Raw genomic sequence first — 16959 nt, 5'->3', positions numbered from 1 at the left:
CGGGCTTGCGCAGCCCGATGGCACGGCAGTCGCAAAGGGCAATTGTGCATAAGATGGATCAAGACGGCTGAAACGTCGCGAATGATCCCTACTTCAGCCCGAACCACAGCGTCGCGATCCCCAAGAAAGCGAAGAAGCCGACGACGTCGGTCACCGTGGTCACGAAGGTACCGGAGGCCACGGCCGGATCGGCCTTGACGCGTTCGAGCACCATCGGGATCAGGATGCCACCGAGTGCGCCGGCGATCAGATTGCAGATCATTGCAAGGCCGATGACGATGCCGAGACCGGGCGTCCTGAACCAGGCATAGGCGGCGATGCCGGTGATCACGGCAAAGGCCAGTCCGTTGATCAGGCCGACAAGGCCTTCGCGGATCACGATGCGCATGGCGTTGTTGGGGTTGAGCTGCCGCGTCGCCAATGCGCGCACCGCAACCGTCATGGTCTGGGTTGCGGCATTGCCGCCCTGGCTGGCGACGATGGGCGCCAGCACCGCCAGCGCCACCATCTGCTGCAGCTGATCCTCGAACAGGCCCAGCACCGACGACGCGATGAAGGCGGTGGCGAGATTGATCAGCAGCCAGGTAAAGCGGCCCTTGGCGATGGTCCAGAAATTGTCCGACAGTTCTTCGTCCGACGTGACGCCGCCGAGCGCCTTGAGGTCCTCGTCGGCCTCCTCCTCGATGACGTCGACGACGTCGTCGATGGTGATAACGCCGACCAGCCGGTCATCGGTATCGACCACAGGCGCCGCGACAAGATTGTACTTGCCGAACATCCGCGCCACTTCCTCCTGATCGTCCAACACCGAGACGCGGCGGCGGTCCTCATCGATCAGATCAGCCAGCAGCACCGGACGGCGCGCGCGCAGCAGCGCGTCCAGCGACACTGCGCCCTGCCAGCGCTGATCGGCGCCGACGGAATAGATCTCGTAAAACCGGTCCGGCAGGTCCGGCGTTTCGCGCATATAGTCGATGACCTGACCGACATTCCAGTCCGGCGGGACCGCAATGAACTCGGTCTGCATCCGCCGGCCGGCGGAGTTTTCCGGGTAAGTGAGGCTCCGCTCCAGCGCCACGCGCTCGGACAGCGGCAGCTTCTCGAGAATCTCGTCCTGGACCTCCTCGTCGACGCCTTCGAGCAGTTCGACGGCATCGTCCGAATCGAGTTCGCGAACGCCCTCGGCCACGGTCTCCGGCTCGAGTTCCTCGAGCAGTTCCTCGCGGACGGCGTCGTCGACTTCGTTGAGCGCCGAGAAGTCGAAATCGGCGCCGGTCAGCTCGATCAGGGGCGCGCGCTCGTCGGCATCGAGGGCTTCGATCAGGTCGCCGAGATCGGCCTCGTGGAGTTCGCCGACGATCTCCTTGAGAAATGCGGTATCGGCAACCTGAACCGCGTGCGAGATCGCCTCAACAAATTCGGGGCGGATGTCGCCTTCGGCATCGCGCATCGGCATCTTGTCGAGCGCCGACAATTCCTCGGGAGCGACCGATTGGGCGAGATCGACGTCATCGGCCATGCCGCACCTCGCCTGCTTGTTTGGGGGTGACGGAGCTAGCGCTATCCTGTCGGAAATGCGCTAATCCATCTGTGAACGGAAGCTCGCATCAGGCATTACCCAATGCGCAATGCCTGATGCAATCGGAAAAATGCGGTGCGCGAAATCAGCGGCCGGGAAAGTGTCGTGATCGTGTTGAAGGCCGCCATTCTTGCCTTGATTGCATCGACCGTCGTCGCACATGCCGAAGATTGCCCGCGCAAGGATACGCTCGGGACCGCACGCATTCTCACCGTGGATCCGAAGACCTATCCACGCGTCGGCACCCAGAGCTTTCCGGATACGCTGCCGCTGGAAGACCGCGAGGTTGTGCTGACCTTCGACGATGGCCCGAACGCGCCGACCACGACGAAGATTCTCACGGCGCTGTCGCGCGAATGTGTTCGCGCGACCTTCTTCCTGATCGGCAACAGCGCGACGGCCAATGCGGCGCTGGTGAAGCGCATGGCCGCCGAGGGCCATACCATCGGCCATCACACCCTCGCCCATGCCGACCTCAAGAAGATCAGCAATGCGGCTGCCGTCGAACAGATCGACCGCGGCATCAGCGCCGACGAAATGGCCCTGAACGGCAAGGCGACGACCGTGCCGACCACGCCGTTCTTCCGGTTTCCCTATTTCGAGTCGACCCCGGCCCTGCTGGACATGCTGCAATCCCGCCGGATCGCGGTGTTCGGCGCGGATTTCTGGGCCAGCGACTGGAATCCCATGACCCCGCAGCAGCAACTGGAGCTGATTACCGGCCGGCTCAAGGCCGCCGGGCGGGGAATCATCCTGTTTCACGACACCAAGGCGCAGACTGCCGCGATGCTGCCCGATTTCCTGCGCTATCTCCGGGAGAACCGCTACCGGGTCGTGCATATCGTGCCGCCGGCCGCAGTGTCCGCCCGCTCCAGTTCCCAGTAGAACGCGCGATCATCAGGATGCGGAAAATACCGTCGGCGGGCCGACATGATTAACATTGCGTTCACAGCCGCCCCGGTAACTTCACAGCCGACATCAAAGCGAGTGACGGATCGACCAATGAACAAGGCGACGACTGACCGGGCACAACGCCTTCTGTGCCTGAGCCTGCTCACCGGCCTGACCCTGTTCACCGCCGCCGCAGCCTCCACCACCAGCGCTTTGTCGGCCGAGGCGTGCCCGGGCAATCCCGGCGCGCTCGGCACCTCGCGCACCATCGTGGTCGATCCCCGCGAGCACCCCAAGATCGGCACCATGCAATATGCCGAGACGCTGCCGCTCCAGGACAAGGAGGTCGTGCTGACCTTCGACGACGGTCCGATCCCGAAACACTCGAATGCGATCCTCGATATCCTGGCCTCCGAATGCGTGAAGGCGACGTTCTTCATCATCGGCCGGATGGCGAAGGAACATCCCGAAGGCGTGCGCAAGCTGATCGCGCTCGGCCACACCGTCGGCACCCACAGCCAGAACCATCCGCTCAGCATGAACCGCATGCCGATCGAGAAGGCGCAGCAGGAGATCGAGGACGGCATCGCCAATACCACGGCGGCGCTCGGCGATCCCGCACTGCTGTCGCCGTTCTTCCGGATTCCCGGCCTGCTGCGCGCCAGCGTCGTCGAAGACTATCTCGCGTCACGCGGGATCCAGACCTGGAGCGCCGATTTCCCGGCCGACGACTGGCGGCATGTGTCGTCGCAGAAGGTCCATGACCTCGCGATTTCGCGCATCGCCGCCAAGGGCAAGGGCATCCTGTTGCTGCACGATATCCAGCCGCGGACCGTCGCCGCTCTGCCCGGCATCCTGCGCGACCTCAAGGCCGGCGGCTATCGCATCGTCCATGTCGAGGCGGCCACGCCCGACAAGCCCAAGACCCCCACGGAGCCGCAGCAGTGGCAGTTGCATCCGGTGTCGGAGACCGTGGCCGTCACGCGCTGGCACAAGGTGCCGACATTCGCCTTTGCCCATGACGACATGCTGCCGGCGCCGGCGATCTCGGCCTCCGACCAGATGCTGTCGCTGACCGAGAATTTCGATCGCATGCGCCGGCCGCGCAATGCCGTGCCATTGCCCGAACAGGCTCCGTGGCCGCGCGCCGCGGCGCTGCATGCGATGACCAGCAGTGCCTCGCTGCCGGTACCGGCACAGGACCTGTTCGAGCTCGCCGAACGTCACGGCAAGCCGATCAAGGCACTCGTGCAGCTACCACATCATGCACAACAGACGGCGCCTGCCCGCGGCAGCGATTCAGATGCGATTGCGAAACTGATCTCGATCGACGCCAGCGCCGCCAGACGCACCATCCCCGGCGCCATTCCGCCGGGCCTGCATCCGACGGCAGTTGCCGCCCCGCGCTGAGCGCGACGATATGGTTTCACGTTCCGATTACGATGCGCTGATCGGCCAATCGATATACCCCTTCGCACCGCCACCATAATATGCATCTCGCGGCGCTTGAGCGAGCGCCGCATCATATTGCAGCCGCGCAACCAGATCGGGATTGGCGATGAAGGGACGGCCGAAGGCGACTGCGTCGACCTTGCCCGCCCTGCGGCGATCGATCGCGAGATCGAGATCGTAGCCGTTGTTACCGATATACGGCCCTTCGAACTGAGCCCGCAACGCATCGAGATCAATGCCCGCCGGAATTTCGCGCGTACCGCCGGTCGCGCCTTCGACGAAGTGAAGATAAGCGAGATTGAAGCGATTGAGCGAGCGGATCAAATGGCCGTAGGTCGCCATCACATCGCTATCCATCGGCGTGTTGCCGGCGTCTGGTGTGGTCGGTGACAGGCGTATCCTGACGCGGCCCGCGCCCCATGCGGGCAGCACGGCCTCCACCACCTCCTGTGTCAGGCGTGTCCGGTTCTCGATCGAGCCGCCATAGCGATCGGTCCGCTTGTTGGTGCTGTCGCGGATAAACTGATCCAGTAGATAGCTGTTGGCCGAATGGACTTCGATCCCGTCGAATCCGGCGCGCTTGGCGTTATCTGCAGCACGAACATAGTCGGCGATCAGGCCGGGGATCTCGTCAGTCTCCAGCGCGCGCGGCATCGACACATCGACCATGCCGTCATTCGTGTAGGTCTGCCCCTCCGCCTTCACCGCGGAAGGCGCGACAGGCGCCTGTCCGTCCGGCTGGAGATCGACATGGCTGAAGCGGCCGACATGCCAGAGCTGCGAGACGATCTTGCCGCCGGCAGCATGGACGGCTTCGGTCACCTTCTTCCAGCCCGCGACCTGTTCGTCGCTCCAGATGCCGGGCGTCAGTGCATAGCCGCGCCCCTGCGGCGAGATGTTCGTCGCCTCGGCGATGATGAGGCCGGCGGTGGCGCGTTGCGCATAATAGGTGGCGTGCAGTTCGGTCGGTACGCCATCGTCACCCGCGCGGCTGCGGGTCAGCGGCGCCATGACGATGCGATTGGCAAGGTTGATGTCGCCCAGACTGACGGGCGAAAAAAGGTCGGTGCAGATCGAATTGTCGGTTATCGGTTTCATTTTCAAAATCTGGTTCAAGGCGGGTTAGGACATCAGTCAGCGTATGCGGCCACCGGCCGCGAATGATCTCAAGCTGTTCAGATCAATCGTGGCCGAGCCGGACGTCGAACGTGCAGTTCAGCGCATCAAGCTTCGCGGCGTGCCGGTGATCGGCACGAGGCTCACGGTGGGGTGACAATCGTCAATCGGCAGCGACGCCGCATCGATGATCAGCCCTCGTACTGGTGATAGACCTTCGCGACGATCTTCCAGCCGCCTGCATCCTTCAGCAGTGTATGGAAGTCGGTATAGTCGGCGCCAATCGCGTCCTTCTCCATGTCGACCCGGACGACCGCCGTAGTGGGCGTGATCGCCAGCACGTCGATCCGCGTCTTGATGTCTGGTGCTTTGCCGCTCTTGTCCACGAACTCGTAGAGATTGCGGATCGTGCCGGCCATCGGCGAACCATTGGTGAAGCCGTACATCACGGCATCTTCGTGAAACGCGCCACCGACATCCTTGGCGCTGCCGACGCGAAGACCGTCCACATAACTTTGCGCGACCGCAACAACGGCGTCGAAGTCGGCGGTTGGGACGGTCTTGATATTCCTGGTCATGACTGATCTCCTTTGAAAGCATTGATCTGCCGCGTAAAAATCACGTGACACTTACGGCAGACATATTGTAGTGATCGATACAAAACATATATGTAGCGATCGCTACGGAAAGTCAATCCGGATTCCGAAAAGATGCCTGCTTCCGATCCAGCTCCGAAAATCTCGCCGCACCGTACCAAGGGACGGCCGCGCAGCTTCGATCGCGAAGCCGCGCTGGAACAAGCGTTGAAAGTGTTCTGGGAAAAGGGTTTCGCACCAGCGTCGATCGCTGAGCTTTGTACGGCAATGGGGATCAACCCTCCCAGTCTGTACGCCGCTTTCGGTAACAAGGCCCAGCTCTTCCTGGAAGCTGTCGGCCATTACGAGCGGGTGTTCTGGGACGAGACGTGGGACGCGATGGACGGCGAACCCGACGTACGCCGGGCGATTACCACCTTCTTCGCAGAGGCCACCGCCATTCTAACCAAACCCGAGGCGCCGTGTGGCTGTATCGTGGTGCTGGGTGCAATCAACGTGCCGGCCGAGGCGCGTGACGTGGCCGACGCACTTAAGGCATTGCGGGATGAAGGGCGCCGGCTGTTCCTCGAGCGCCTGCGCCGCGGCGTCGTTGATGGTCAGTTGCCGGCAGACACCAACGTCGAAGCGGTTGCCAACACGCTCAACACGCTGTTGCAGGGCATGTCGATCGAGGCCAGCGACGGTGCTTCACGCGCGCAGCTCGATCAGGTAGCGGACTGCGCTACGGCCCTGCTGGCGAAGCGTTAGGTCGCCGTCACGGAAAAAGATCGCGTTAGTTCGCCACGATCTTGGCGATGCACAGCACCACGATGATGCCGAGGAACAGCAGGTCGATATAGGACTTCATCTCGCCGGCCTGGCGCTGCTCGACCACGTCCTTCACGACAGCCTTGCGCGACGACACGGCAGAAGGGCCTTCACCGGCCAATCCACCAAGCCGGCGTGCTTCGAGTTCGAGCTTCTCGATCGCCTTGAAGAAGACGAAGGAGCGCAGCGCCGAGATCGCCCGCATGCCGGCATAGGCCAGCACCAGCGCCGCCACGATGGCGCGCTGCTGATAGGCGCCGACGAAGTTCAGGCTGAAATAGACCAGCGCCAGAAAGGCAAAGTTGGAGATGAAACGGTAGGCATAGCTCAGATATTTCATGTCCGCTCCGGAAGATCGACGCTACCGGCCATGTCTAGCTGCCGGACGGCGGCGTTGCTACTGGCAAGTCGTTACCCGAGCGCTAAAGGATGATGACAACTGCAATGCATCTGGAGATTTACCCGCAACGCGCCAACGGACTTTTGTCAAACGACGGCGCGTGTCAATCAGCGCGGTACGGCCGGCCGAGGAGCGACTGGCATGCTCGGCCCGGCGCGATGATGTCTGCGGCGGCTTCGATAGCAAGATCACAGCGTCCCGCTCGGACACGGTGCGATAGCGCGACCGTGCGGCAGCGCTTCCCGCGCTATACAACCTTGACAGAGGAACCTGCTTCGCCGTAACCAGCCGCTTGCAGGGTATCTCCCAGCCGTAAGCGTTAACGTCACTCAACGTGCTCAGCTCCGGACAGCCCCAATGTGGCTGGCCGCCTCGAAAGCACGTCGACATGAATCAGAACGCTCCCCCAAAATTCAAAACCGCGTCCAAACCTGCGCCGCTCAACCGCGACGACCGCAAGAGCCTGATCAAGCAGGTGCTGATCGTCTTTTTCGGCTTCCTCTCGGTCGGCTTGCCGCTGCCGCCGATCTCGCTCTACATCCATGACCAGCTCGGTTTCTCAGCCGGCGTGATCGGCTTCGCCATCGGCATCCAGTCGGTGGTGACCGTGCTCACCCGCCACCGCGCCGGCACGCTCAGCGACCATCACGGCGCGCGCTACGCGATCCGGCTCGGCCTGCCGCTATCGGCGCTGGCCGGCCTGTTCTATCTGCTTGCTGCCGCCCTGCCGCTGCCGAGCGAAGGCAAGCTCACGCTGCTGCTGATCGGCCGCGTCGCGCTCGGCTTCGGCGAAAGCCTGTTCATCACCGGCGCCATGAGCTGGTGCATCGGACGGCTCGGCCCGCACCGCACCGGTCTGGTGATGTCATGGCAGGGCATCGCCATGTATTCGGCGATTGGATTGGGCGCACCGATCGGCCTCGCGGTCTATGCATCGATCGGCTTTGCCGGCGTCGGCGTGCTGGCGGCGATCTCGCCACTGATCGCACTGGGGATCGCCTACGCCATCCCCGACGTGCCTGTGTCGGGCAGCACCGAACGCACGCCGTTCTACAAGGTGATCGGACTGATCTGGCGTTCCGGCACGGTCTTGTTTCTGGCCACCATCCCCTTCGCGGGGATCACCGGCTTTCTGGCGCTGACCTATGTCGAACGCGGCTGGTCCGGCGCCGGCATCGCCCTCGCCGCCTTCTCGACCGGATTCATCTTCGTGCGCCTGGTCGGCAGCCACCTGCCCGACCAGTTCGGCGGCGCGCGCGTCGCGATGACATCGCTGGCCATCGAGGCGCTGGGCCAGGCGCTGATCTGGCTGTCCACGAATCCGATGCTGGCGCTGCTCGGCGCGCTGGTCACCGGCATCGGATTCTCGCTGATCTTCCCGTCGATGGGTGTCGAGGCCACGCGCCGCGTGCCCATCGAACAGCGCGGCCGCGCGGTGGCGAATTTTATCGCCTTCTTCGATCTGGCGATCGGGCTGACCGCGCCGGCAGTTGGATATGCGGCGGGCGTTTTCGGGTATGGGACGGCGTTTCTGATCGGCGCCGTCGCGGCGATCTGCGCGCTGGTGCTGGCAATGTCAGGCTGAGAGCTCGCACGGCATTTGCGCATCAACCGTCCCCTCAAGATCGACAGCCGCACTTGCCCTCTCCTTCTGGTTGATATTGGATGGAGAGGTACACTTTTAAGCGACAATCTTTTGGAGGACGGAAATGCTGGAATTGCCCATTGCAGCTTCGGGACTTTCAATACTTGCATCGCTGCTCAGCATCGGGCGTTCAGTGAAAGACCTGATGGCCACCCAGAACCTCAGCACAGATCAGGCACTGGACAAATTTAAGGGAAACGCATCCGGGACCAACGCAGAGGTGCTGGCGATGAAGGGGAGCGACAGCGCAATCAAATCGATTGTCATCATCCCAGGCCAACTCCTTGATCAACTCGTGTCCGAGATCAATGGCTGCGTGGACCGACAGGTCGAAGCACGCAAGAAAGCCAAGAATCAGGCTGGCAAGGACAAGGCCGACCGTGCCGCGGCAGTATGTGTGTGTAGCGGCTTGGGCAGCATCAAGCTGCACAATAGCGGGAAGCTACCAGAGGGCACGCTTCGCGACTTGTGGAAGGCCTATGGCTGCAACTAGCCTTTTGCGACTAGCTCAAGCAAACCTTCATTGCACAAGCCACTCATCCGGATCACGAGCAGTACGATACTGACTGACCATTTCTTCAAGATGCAAGGAAAGCAGGTCTTTCACCGATAGCCGTTCAACCTCTCGGGTCAATGAGGCGCTCGGCCACATCACGCGGCACATGCCATTTCCCAAAAAAGCCACTTCGACCGCTTTCATCTCATCATGCATTTGGACGAGCCACGTCAGAACCAATATTTGTTCTTGTGACGCTGCCGTCGCCCCTGAAATCAACGGGCGATAGAAATTGTCGGGAAGGCTATCGAGATAGTACTCGGCGTCCCTGATCGCGCTTTCGATATTCGGATCATGAGATTTGCGACTGGCGGCCGGGCGACCAGCGATGAAATAGGCTCGGTCTCGAATCATTTTGTGCGGAAGTTGCATTCGACCTGCCTCAGAGCCACAACCTAGATTAAAGCAAGAATCCGTCCAGTCTTGTCACTTTCTTGCAACAGTACACGTTCAAAGTGTTTGCAGAACAAATCACCACAACGGCGATTTTAAGGATTTCCGATTACGAAACTCCCAATCCCCAACCTATACGATTCCGTCCTAATAAACTATCGCTAGTAGTTACAGCGACGTCACACCACCACCGAATGTTCGCTCCTGCTCCGACGGCGCGAGGTCCTGGCCGTCGCCCGGACGGAGTTGTCAGGGCGCAATACAAATCTCAGCTTATCATCCTACGATGAGAAAAGCCGGCTCGTTTACCCGATATGGCAGCAGTCTTTTGATGTGTGTGAGGTGTGGTGCGCTCGGAGGGACTCGAACCCCCACCCTGTTACGGACTGCCACCTCAAGGCAGCGCGTCTACCAATTCCGCCACGAGCGCTAAAGAAATCCGGCGAGGGCAAATCGCCCGGCCGGATCAACCGGCGCCGATGTAACAAACCAATGATGGGGAGACAAGGCCTCTTGGCCTCTCCGGGCTACCTATCTGTGGTCAGGCGACCGTGGCAGCATCTGCTTGACCTCGACCGCAATCCGGTTGCGATCGACCATCACCACGCCTGACGCAACGGGCAGGTTATTGGCAAGAATTTTGACCTCGTCCTGCTCTGTGGCATCCAGTTCGATGATGGCGCCCCGGCTCAGCCGCATCACCTGATGAACGGGCATCGACGTGGTGCCGAGGACCACCATGATATCGACGGTAATTTTATCGAGGGTTGGCACGTCGGCCTCAAATTCCCAGATGCAGGATCGCACAGATGCAAGATTGCGGTGCCTGCGAGATCAACATGTTATGGTTAGCCAATGGTTAATGATCGCCAAACCCTCGATTTAACAGTGTTTTCTCGCGGCCTCCCCGGCCGGCCGGTGGAATGGCGGGTATCCGATGGTCCGATTCCCTATCCGGACGCCGTGGCCGAGATGGAAGCCCGGGCGGCGGCCATTGCCGACGGCACCGCGCCGGAACTGGTCTGGCTGCTGGAACACCCCCCGCTCTATACGTCCGGCACGTCAGGCAAGTCTGACGACCTGCTGGATGCCCGGTATCCGGTGTTCGAGACCGGCCGCGGCGGCCAGGTGACCTATCACGGCCCCGGCCAGCGGGTGGCCTATGTGCTGCTCGACCTGAAGGCGCGCCGGCCGGACGTTCGGGCCTATGTGGCGGCGCTGGAAGACCTGATCATCCGGACGCTGGACGCCTTCAACGTGAAGGGCGAACGGCGCGAGGACCGGGTCGGCGTCTGGGTCGCCCGGCCCGACAAGGGCGCAGGATATGAGGACAAGATCGCCGCCATCGGCGTGCGGCTGCGGCGCTGGGTCTCGTTCCATGGCATCGCCATCAATGTGGAACCGGACCTCGCGCATTTCGACGCCATCGTGCCCTGTGGCGTGGTCGATCCGCGCTACGGCGTCACCAGCCTAGTCGATCTCGGCCTGCCGGTAGCCATGACGGATGTGGACGTGGCACTGCGGCATGCGTTTGGGGAAGTGTTCGGCGAGAGCGAGCAGTTCGCGGCAGAAGCGGCGGTCTGAGCGACGCAATCCGAATTACAGCGTCGGCAATTGCGAGAACACCTCGCCGTTGACGCGTAGGGCAAGCATGTCTGGCGTGGCATCGCTTGTCACGACGCTATCGACGCGGGCGGCCGTTGGACCACGGCGACACGCCTCGATCATGTCAGTGACAATATCGGCGGGTCCCGCAAACACCGCTTCCACGCTGCCATCACGGCGGTTGCGCACCCAGCCTTCGAGGCCGAGCAACGAGGCTTGTTGGCCGGCCCAGTAGCGATAGCCAACGCCCTGCACGCGGCCGAGGATCATCACGTGACGGATCACGCCACACATCTATTTCTTGAGTCCCAGGAAATCGATGCCGCGCTGTTTCACGACGGCACCGCGGGTGACGCTCTCCATCAACTCGCTTGAGGCAAGATTCTTCAGCTCCTTCGGCCCCGCACCTTCGCGTACTGCTTTAAGAGTCGCATGGACGGCAGCGGTCGCCGCGGAGATCGGCGCATGGCCCTGAATGGCGATGCGGACGCGCTGGGCGCTGAGGAAATCCCAATCCATGTCGTCAGTGGGACTGCCGAGCACGATCGGCAGCGTGGTCGCAGCGCTTGCCGCTTGCAGTTCGGCGCGGCTCTTGAGGCCGGTGAACATCACTGCATCGACGCCGGCGGCTTCATAGGATTTGGCACGCGCAATCGCGTCATCCACGGATGTGATGGAGGCGGCGCCGGTGCGGCCCACAATCACCAGCGCCGGATCCTGTCGCGCATTCAGTGCAGCCTTGACCTTGCCGAGCCCCTCTTCCGGAGAGATCAGCTGCGCCTTCGCTTCGCCAAAGGCGGCGGGCAGCAGCGTGTCCTCGATGGTCAGGCCGGCGGCGCCGGCGGCTTCCAGCTCTTCCACCGTGCGGCGGACATTAAGCGCGTTGCCATAACCGTGATCGGCATCGACCAGCACCGGCAGCGAGCCGGCGCGCGACATCCGCCGCATCTGCTCGGTGAGTTCGGACAGCGTGATCAGCGCGATGTCGGGATCGCCGAGAATGGCGAGCGACGCCGCCGAGCCCCCGAACATGCCGACCTCGAAACCGAGGTCTTCGGCGATGCGCACCGATATCGCGTCATAGACCGATCCCGGACGCATGCAGCGATCGCCGGACAGGATCGCCCGCAATCCGTAACGGCGTTGCCGGAAGGTCGTCACGCGAATTCAAGAATGAGCGCATCCACCGCCAGCGTTGCGCCAGCAGCGGCATGGATTTTCTTGACGGTGCCGTCGCGTTCGGCGCGGAGCACGTTCTGCATCTTCATCGCCTCCACAACGGCGAGGGTCTCGCCGGCCTTGACGTCCTGACCTTCGGTCACGGCAATCGAGACGACGAGGCCCGGCATCGGGCACAGCAGCTTCTTGCCGGTGTCGGCCTTGACGCCTACCGGCATCAGGCGCGCAGCGGTAGCCTCCGCCTCGGTGAAGACATTGACCGCGACTTCATAACCCTGATGCGCGATGCGGATGCCCGACGTCTGAGGGCGCACCTGCATGGCGACGTTATGGCCATCGATGGTGCCTTCCCAGACCGGCACGCCCGGCTTCCAGGACGACGAGAGCTTATGCGGCGCACCCGTCTTGCCGTCAGCACCGACGAAGGCCACCGTCACGACATCGCCGTCACGGGCCACGTCGAGCGCGATCTCCTCGCGCTCCAACCACACGGCGCGGCGACCCGCACGGGTCACCGGACGGCCGATCAACTGGCCGGAAATCTGCCGCTTGCGTTCGCCGTAGATGGAGTCGACGGCCGCGGCCACCGCGGCGATACGGCGGGCGACTTCGCCCTCCGGCGCCCTGGCGGCGAAGCCCTTGGGGAACTCCTCGGCGATGAAGCCGGTGGAGAGATTGCCCTCCCGCCAGCGCGGATGGCTCATCAGCGCCGACAGGAACGGAATATTGTGTCTGATACCGTCGATATAAAACGCGTCGAGCGCATGAGACTGCGCCTCGATGGCGGCGGCGCGCGACGGGGCGTGGGTGACAAGCTTGGCGATCATCGGATCGTAATAGATCGAGATCTCGCCGCCCTCCTGCACACCGGTGTCGTTGCGCACGGTGATGTTGTCGGACTTGCTCTCGGCCGGCGGACGATACTTCACGAGGCGGCCGATGGACGGCAGAAAGTTGCGGAACGGGTCTTCCGCATAGACGCGGGACTCCACAGCCCAGCCGGTCAGCGTGACGTCCTTCTGCGCAAGCTGCAGCTTCTCGCCGGCAGCGACACGGATCATCTGCTCGACGAGATCGACGCCGGTGACGAGCTCAGTCACGGGATGTTCGACCTGCAGACGGGTGTTCATTTCGAGGAAGTAGAAGCTCTTGTCCTGGCCGGCGACGAATTCCACCGTGCCGGCGCTGTCGTAATTCACGGCCTTGGCGAGAGCCACGGCCTGCTCGCCCATCTTGCGGCGGGTGGTCTCGTCGAGCAGCGGCGACGGCGCCTCCTCGATGACTTTCTGGTTGCGGCGCTGGATCGAGCATTCGCGCTCGCCGAGATAGATCACGTTGCCGTGCTTGTCGCCGAGCACCTGGATTTCGATGTGGCGGGGATCGACGATGAACTTCTCGATAAAGACACGGTCGTCGCCGAACGACGACTTCGCCTCGGCCTTGGCGAGGTTGAAACCCTCGACCACTTCCGAAGTCGAATGCGCGATGCGCATGCCCTTGCCGCCGCCGCCGGCGGAGGCCTTGATCATCACGGGATAGCCGATCTCGTCGGCGATCTTCACGGCGTGCTTGTCGTCGGTGATGACACCGAGATAGCCCGGCACGGTTGAGACGTTGGCCTTGGCTGCCGCCTTCTTGGATTCAATCTTGTCGCCCATGGCGGCGATGGCGCCGGGATTGGGGCCGATGAACACGATACCGGCGGCCTCCAGCGCGCGTGGGAAGGCTTCTCGCTCGGACAGGAAGCCGTAGCCGGGATGCACCGCTTCGGCGCCGGTCTTCTTGCAGGCTTCGACGATCTTCTCGATCATGAGATAGCTCTCGGCCGCGGCCGGAGGTCCGATGAACATGGCCTCGTCGGCCATCTCGACATGCAGCGCATCGCGATCGGCTTCGGAATAGACGGCGACGGTCTTGATACCCATCTTGCGGGCGGACTTGATGACCCGGCAGGCGATCTCGCCGCGATTGGCGATCAGAATTTTTTTGAACATGAGCTGTCTTACTTGCAACCTTGAGGCGGGATCGGAAAGATGGGGTCGACGGTACAATGTGGCATGGCGCCGCAGTCGTAACAATTCTGTCGCGGACAAAAACTAGAGAAGACGTCTGGACCGGATCGGCCGAGTTCTTTCGAAGCGAGGTTTTTCATGCGCTGCGCCACCATCCTCTCCCTCAGTCTTACTCTTATATCCGCAACAACGGCTTTCGCCCAAAACAGCCCTCCCCGCAACCTCATTTTGTTCGTACCTGATGGGCTTCGGGCGCTGAAAGTGACGCCGGAAACGGCGCCTGCGATGTCCGCAGTGCGGGATAAGGGCGTCAATTTCCGGAACTCGCATTCGCTGTTTCCGACCTTCACCATGGCCAATGCGTCGGGCATGGCGTCCGGCCATTATCTCGGCGATACCGGCGTATTCTCGAACTCGATCTATACCGGCCACCCCACCCCGGTGCAGAACAACAGCCCGATCCCCTTCATCGAACACGACCAAGTACTGGGCGATCTCGACGAGCAGTTCAACGGCGACTACCTCAATGAGGAAACGCTGCTGAAGGCCGCGCGCAAGGCCGGCTATTCCACCGCCGCGATCGGCAAGGTCGGCCCGACGCTGATGTTCGATCACACCGAACGCACCGGCAAGGAGACGATCACCATCGACGACCAGACCGGCGGCATCGACAAAGCAGGCAAGCTGCTCGGCATCCCCCTGTCGGATGAGATGAAGGACGCTCTCGCGAAGGCTGGCCTCGCGGTGGAAACACCCGGCCGCGGCGACAATGGCAAGGCGGGCGACGCCAAGACGCCCGGCACCACGGAAGCCAATATCAAGCAGCAGGCCTATATGGCCGATGTCGCGAGCAAAATGGTGCTGCCGATGTTCAAGGCGCGCAACAAGCCGTTCGTGCTCATCTTCTGGTCGCGCGATCCCGATGGCACCCAGCACAACCAGGGCGACAGCCTCAACAAGGTGACGCCCGGCATCAACGGCCCTTCCTCACTCGCCTCGATCAAGAACGCCGACGACAATCTCGCGCAGCTGCGCAAGACGCTCGACGATCTTGGGCTCAGTGCCAATACCAACATCATGATCTCGGCGGATCACGGCTTCTCGACGATCTCCAAGGAGAGCAAGACCTCGGCGACCATCAAGGGCACCTATGCGGATACGCCGGAAGGCTTCCTGCCGCTGGGCTTCCTGGCCATCGATCTCGCCAAGTCGCTCGACCTGCCGCTGTTCGATCCCAACGACAAATTCGCCGCCGTTGCCGACAATGCGTATCCGAAGGCCGGCAACGCCTATATCGGCAAGGACAAGGACAAGCCCGAGCTGATCATCGCCACCAATGGCGGCTCCGACCTGATCTATCTGCCGACCGGCGACAAGGTCCTCGCCGGCCGCACCGTGAAGGCGCTGCTGAAGCAGGATTACATCAGCGGCATCTTCGTGGAGGACTCGCTGGGCTCCTTCCCCGGCGCGCTGCCACTGTCGTCGATCAACCTGTCCGGCAAAGCCGTCACGCCGCATCCCGCGATCGTCGTCTCATTCCGCTCCTATTCGGAGGGCTGCGAAGAGCCGGCGGCGTGCCAGGTCGAGATCGCAGACACCGTGCTGCGTCAGGGTCAGGGCATGCATGGTTCGTTCGGGCGCGGCGATACCCACAACTTCATGGCGGCGATCGGTCCGGACTTCAAAGCCGGCTTCGTCGATCCCCTGCCGGTCAGCAATGCCGATACCGGCATGACTGCCGCGCATCTGCTCGGCCTCAAGCGCGAGTCCAAAGGCAGCCTGATCGGCCGCGTGATGAGTGAAGCGACGGTGACTGGCGAAACGCCGACGGCAACGACCGACGTGATGCGTTCGGCGCCTGACGATCAGGGTCTGGTCACGGTGCTGCAATTGCAGAAGGTCGGCGAGCACAAATATTTCGATGTCGCCGGTTTCCCGGGCCGGACTGTCGGCCTCGACGCGAAGTAATCGACAGCCCAAACAAAAAACGGCGGAGCCACGCTCCGCCGTTTTCTGTCAAGCGGCAGATCGGATAGGCCGCACCAGAAGCTCGGCAGGAATCTTCCACGCTTCGCTGATCTTGTGGATCATCTCGACCGTCAGCGGTCGACGGCGATTGAGCAATTCGGACGCGCGTGATCGCGAGCCGAGCAGTTCGGCCAACTCTGCCTGAGTATGACCGAGTTCATCGATCGCATAATTCAACAGATCGACGGGATCGGATGCGTCGACAGAAGGCCAGCGCGTCTCTTCATATTTCTCGACGAGTGTTGCGAGGACATCGAGCTTATCGCCGTCATCCGTACCTGTGGCAGCGCCCCACAGTCTCTCGATCTCGCGCAAGGCGGCCATATGATCGTCGTCATTCCGAATGGGGCGGATATCCATGGCCTGCTTCCTAGAACTGCGAAACTGTCAAAGCATCGATGCGATCATATTCGGCGTGCGAACCAATGAATTTGATGAACGCGATGCATCTGCGAAAATCGAAAGCGACGATCATCCGAAAATTGCCGCCAGTAACTTCAAACCTGACGCGTTCTCCATTTAGAATCTTCGCGCCCGGAGCTGCCAACCGGACATCCTCCATCGAGCCCCATGCGGCAGCACGCACCAGCGATCTCCACCGGTGCAGCGATGCCTTGGTCTCGGGATGCGTTTGCGCATATGAGGCAAGAACGCTCCACGCAATGATCCTCATGATTATAAATTATGTTCCCAAAACGGG

19 protein-coding genes and 1 tRNA gene are annotated in these 16959 nt (G+C 62.1%); 8 read left to right on the top strand and 12 right to left on the bottom strand.

Features of this window, described 5'->3' with window-relative positions:
- Positions 1 to 88: 88 nt before the first annotated feature.
- Positions 89 to 1519 (bottom strand): magnesium transporter, encoded by a 1431-nt coding sequence (gene mgtE, locus AB7813_RS01925; protein ID WP_175367319.1) that lies wholly within the window; start codon positions 1517 to 1519, stop codon positions 89 to 91.
- Positions 1520 to 1654: 135 nt separating this feature from the next.
- Between mgtE and AB7813_RS01920 the strand changes: the two genes are divergently transcribed.
- The gene (locus tag AB7813_RS01920; protein ID WP_439063660.1) at positions 1655 to 2464 is read left to right on the top strand and encodes a polysaccharide deacetylase family protein; all 810 of its coding nucleotides are present in this window, start codon (positions 1655 to 1657) and stop codon (positions 2462 to 2464) included.
- A gap of 117 nt (positions 2465 to 2581) precedes the next feature.
- Entirely contained in the window at positions 2582 to 3880 is a 1299-nt protein-coding gene (locus AB7813_RS01915) for a polysaccharide deacetylase family protein (protein ID WP_439063659.1), read from the top strand.
- A gap of 27 nt (positions 3881 to 3907) precedes the next feature.
- On the opposite strand, the gene AB7813_RS01910 is transcribed toward AB7813_RS01915, so the two are convergent.
- A complete protein-coding gene (locus AB7813_RS01910; RefSeq protein ID WP_439063658.1) occupies positions 3908 to 5020 on the bottom strand; it encodes an alkene reductase in 1113 nt (370 codons plus the stop codon).
- A 43-nt stretch (positions 5021 to 5063) separates the two neighbouring features.
- Between AB7813_RS01910 and AB7813_RS01905 the strand changes: the two genes are divergently transcribed.
- Positions 5064 to 5195, top strand: coding sequence for a hypothetical protein (locus AB7813_RS01905; protein ID WP_439063657.1), 132 nt, complete (start codon positions 5064 to 5066; stop codon positions 5193 to 5195).
- A gap of 34 nt (positions 5196 to 5229) precedes the next feature.
- Here AB7813_RS01905 and AB7813_RS01900 read toward each other — a convergent pair whose 3' ends face one another.
- The gene (locus tag AB7813_RS01900) at positions 5230 to 5616 is read right to left on the bottom strand and encodes a nuclear transport factor 2 family protein (protein ID WP_175367321.1); all 387 of its coding nucleotides are present in this window, start codon (positions 5614 to 5616) and stop codon (positions 5230 to 5232) included.
- Between the two features lie 132 nt (positions 5617 to 5748).
- On the opposite strand from AB7813_RS01900, the gene AB7813_RS01895 reads away from it, so the two are divergent.
- Positions 5749 to 6381: a TetR/AcrR family transcriptional regulator gene (locus AB7813_RS01895; protein ID WP_175367322.1), complete on the top strand. Its 633-nt coding sequence runs from the start codon at positions 5749 to 5751 to the stop codon at positions 6379 to 6381.
- A 25-nt stretch (positions 6382 to 6406) separates the two neighbouring features.
- Here AB7813_RS01895 and AB7813_RS01890 read toward each other — a convergent pair whose 3' ends face one another.
- The gene (locus tag AB7813_RS01890; RefSeq protein ID WP_175367323.1) at positions 6407 to 6781 is read right to left on the bottom strand and encodes a hypothetical protein; all 375 of its coding nucleotides are present in this window, start codon (positions 6779 to 6781) and stop codon (positions 6407 to 6409) included.
- Positions 6782 to 7229: 448 nt separating this feature from the next.
- Here AB7813_RS01890 and AB7813_RS01885 point away from each other — a divergent pair, with 448 nt between their 5' ends.
- On the top strand, positions 7230 to 8426 hold the full coding sequence (locus AB7813_RS01885; RefSeq protein WP_439063656.1) for an MFS transporter: 1197 nt from the start codon (positions 7230 to 7232) through the stop codon (positions 8424 to 8426).
- Positions 8427 to 8550: 124 nt separating this feature from the next.
- The gene (locus AB7813_RS01880) at positions 8551 to 8979 is read left to right on the top strand and encodes a hypothetical protein (RefSeq protein WP_184515913.1); all 429 of its coding nucleotides are present in this window, start codon (positions 8551 to 8553) and stop codon (positions 8977 to 8979) included.
- A gap of 27 nt (positions 8980 to 9006) precedes the next feature.
- Here the strand turns inward: AB7813_RS01880 and AB7813_RS01875 are convergent, their stop codons facing one another.
- The 3 genes from AB7813_RS01875 to AB7813_RS01865 form a co-directional block, all read right to left on the bottom strand.
- Complete coding sequence (locus AB7813_RS01875) at positions 9007 to 9414, bottom strand: hypothetical protein (protein WP_139285848.1); 408 nt, start codon at positions 9412 to 9414, stop codon at positions 9007 to 9009.
- 366 nt (positions 9415 to 9780) lie between these two features.
- Positions 9781 to 9865, bottom strand: a tRNA-Leu gene (locus tag AB7813_RS01870).
- Between the two features lie 101 nt (positions 9866 to 9966).
- Entirely contained in the window at positions 9967 to 10209 is a 243-nt protein-coding gene (locus tag AB7813_RS01865; protein WP_068730739.1) for a FliM/FliN family flagellar motor switch protein, read from the bottom strand.
- 81 nt (positions 10210 to 10290) lie between these two features.
- On the opposite strand from AB7813_RS01865, the gene lipB reads away from it, so the two are divergent.
- The gene (lipB, locus tag AB7813_RS01860; RefSeq protein ID WP_175367326.1) at positions 10291 to 11019 is read left to right on the top strand and encodes a lipoyl(octanoyl) transferase LipB; all 729 of its coding nucleotides are present in this window, start codon (positions 10291 to 10293) and stop codon (positions 11017 to 11019) included.
- A gap of 15 nt (positions 11020 to 11034) precedes the next feature.
- Here lipB and AB7813_RS01855 read toward each other — a convergent pair whose 3' ends face one another.
- From AB7813_RS01855 to AB7813_RS01845, 3 genes are read right to left on the bottom strand one after another with little or no spacing between them, the layout of a single operon-like run.
- Entirely contained in the window at positions 11035 to 11334 is a 300-nt protein-coding gene (locus AB7813_RS01855) for an acylphosphatase (RefSeq protein WP_175367327.1), read from the bottom strand.
- Complete coding sequence (locus AB7813_RS01850) at positions 11335 to 12141, bottom strand: isocitrate lyase/PEP mutase family protein (protein WP_175367515.1); 807 nt, start codon at positions 12139 to 12141, stop codon at positions 11335 to 11337.
- 56 nt (positions 12142 to 12197) lie between these two features.
- A complete protein-coding gene (locus tag AB7813_RS01845) occupies positions 12198 to 14213 on the bottom strand; it encodes an acetyl-CoA carboxylase biotin carboxylase subunit (RefSeq protein ID WP_439063655.1) in 2016 nt (671 codons plus the stop codon).
- 156 nt (positions 14214 to 14369) lie between these two features.
- Here AB7813_RS01845 and AB7813_RS01840 point away from each other — a divergent pair, with 156 nt between their 5' ends.
- Positions 14370 to 16199 carry an alkaline phosphatase family protein gene (locus AB7813_RS01840; protein ID WP_439083597.1) on the top strand — a complete coding sequence of 610 codons (1830 nt, stop codon included), beginning with the start codon at positions 14370 to 14372 and terminating at the stop codon, positions 16197 to 16199.
- A gap of 48 nt (positions 16200 to 16247) precedes the next feature.
- On the opposite strand, the gene AB7813_RS01835 is transcribed toward AB7813_RS01840, so the two are convergent.
- Together AB7813_RS01835 and AB7813_RS01830 are read right to left on the bottom strand one after the other, a co-directional pair.
- A complete protein-coding gene (locus tag AB7813_RS01835; RefSeq protein ID WP_439063653.1) occupies positions 16248 to 16619 on the bottom strand; it encodes a helix-turn-helix domain-containing protein in 372 nt (123 codons plus the stop codon).
- 10 nt (positions 16620 to 16629) lie between these two features.
- Complete coding sequence (locus AB7813_RS01830) at positions 16630 to 16932, bottom strand: type II toxin-antitoxin system HigB family toxin (protein ID WP_439083598.1); 303 nt, start codon at positions 16930 to 16932, stop codon at positions 16630 to 16632.
- Positions 16933 to 16959 lie beyond the last annotated feature (27 nt).

Source organism: Tardiphaga sp. 20_F10_N6_6 (assembly GCF_052076045.1).
Lineage (GTDB): Bacteria > Pseudomonadota > Alphaproteobacteria > Rhizobiales > Xanthobacteraceae > Tardiphaga > Tardiphaga robiniae.
Note: the sequence above shows the minus strand (reverse complement) of the source record. Positions and strands in the feature narration are given on the sequence as shown.

Bases quoted from the DNA above. Each gene is read 5' to 3' on its own strand.
- lipB (WP_175367326.1), top strand. From the start codon at position 10,291: ATGGTTAATGATCGCCAAACCCTCGATTTAACAGTGTTTTCTCGCGGC.
- AB7813_RS01845 (WP_439063655.1), bottom strand. From the start codon at position 14,213: ATGTTCAAAAAAATTCTGATCGCCAATCGCGGCGAGATCGCCTGCCGG.
- AB7813_RS01830 (WP_439083598.1), bottom strand. From the start codon at position 16,932: ATGAGGATCATTGCGTGGAGCGTTCTTGCCTCATATGCGCAAACGCAT.
- AB7813_RS01895 (WP_175367322.1), top strand. From the start codon at position 5,749: ATGCCTGCTTCCGATCCAGCTCCGAAAATCTCGCCGCACCGTACCAAG.
- AB7813_RS01900 (WP_175367321.1), bottom strand. From the start codon at position 5,616: ATGACCAGGAATATCAAGACCGTCCCAACCGCCGACTTCGACGCCGTT.
- AB7813_RS01835 (WP_439063653.1), bottom strand. From the start codon at position 16,619: ATGGATATCCGCCCCATTCGGAATGACGACGATCATATGGCCGCCTTG.
- AB7813_RS01855 (WP_175367327.1), bottom strand. From the start codon at position 11,334: ATGTGTGGCGTGATCCGTCACGTGATGATCCTCGGCCGCGTGCAGGGC.
- AB7813_RS01910 (WP_439063658.1), bottom strand. From the start codon at position 5,020: ATGAAACCGATAACCGACAATTCGATCTGCACCGACCTTTTTTCGCCC.
- AB7813_RS01880 (WP_184515913.1), top strand. From the start codon at position 8,551: ATGCTGGAATTGCCCATTGCAGCTTCGGGACTTTCAATACTTGCATCG.
- AB7813_RS01890 (WP_175367323.1), bottom strand. From the start codon at position 6,781: ATGAAATATCTGAGCTATGCCTACCGTTTCATCTCCAACTTTGCCTTT.
- mgtE (WP_175367319.1), bottom strand. From the start codon at position 1,519: ATGGCCGATGACGTCGATCTCGCCCAATCGGTCGCTCCCGAGGAATTG.
- AB7813_RS01885 (WP_439063656.1), top strand. From the start codon at position 7,230: ATGAATCAGAACGCTCCCCCAAAATTCAAAACCGCGTCCAAACCTGCG.
- AB7813_RS01850 (WP_175367515.1), bottom strand. From the start codon at position 12,141: ATGCGTCCGGGATCGGTCTATGACGCGATATCGGTGCGCATCGCCGAA.
- AB7813_RS01915 (WP_439063659.1), top strand. From the start codon at position 2,582: ATGAACAAGGCGACGACTGACCGGGCACAACGCCTTCTGTGCCTGAGC.
- AB7813_RS01840 (WP_439083597.1), top strand. From the start codon at position 14,370: ATGCGCTGCGCCACCATCCTCTCCCTCAGTCTTACTCTTATATCCGCA.
- AB7813_RS01875 (WP_139285848.1), bottom strand. From the start codon at position 9,414: ATGCAACTTCCGCACAAAATGATTCGAGACCGAGCCTATTTCATCGCT.
- AB7813_RS01905 (WP_439063657.1), top strand. From the start codon at position 5,064: ATGCGGCCACCGGCCGCGAATGATCTCAAGCTGTTCAGATCAATCGTG.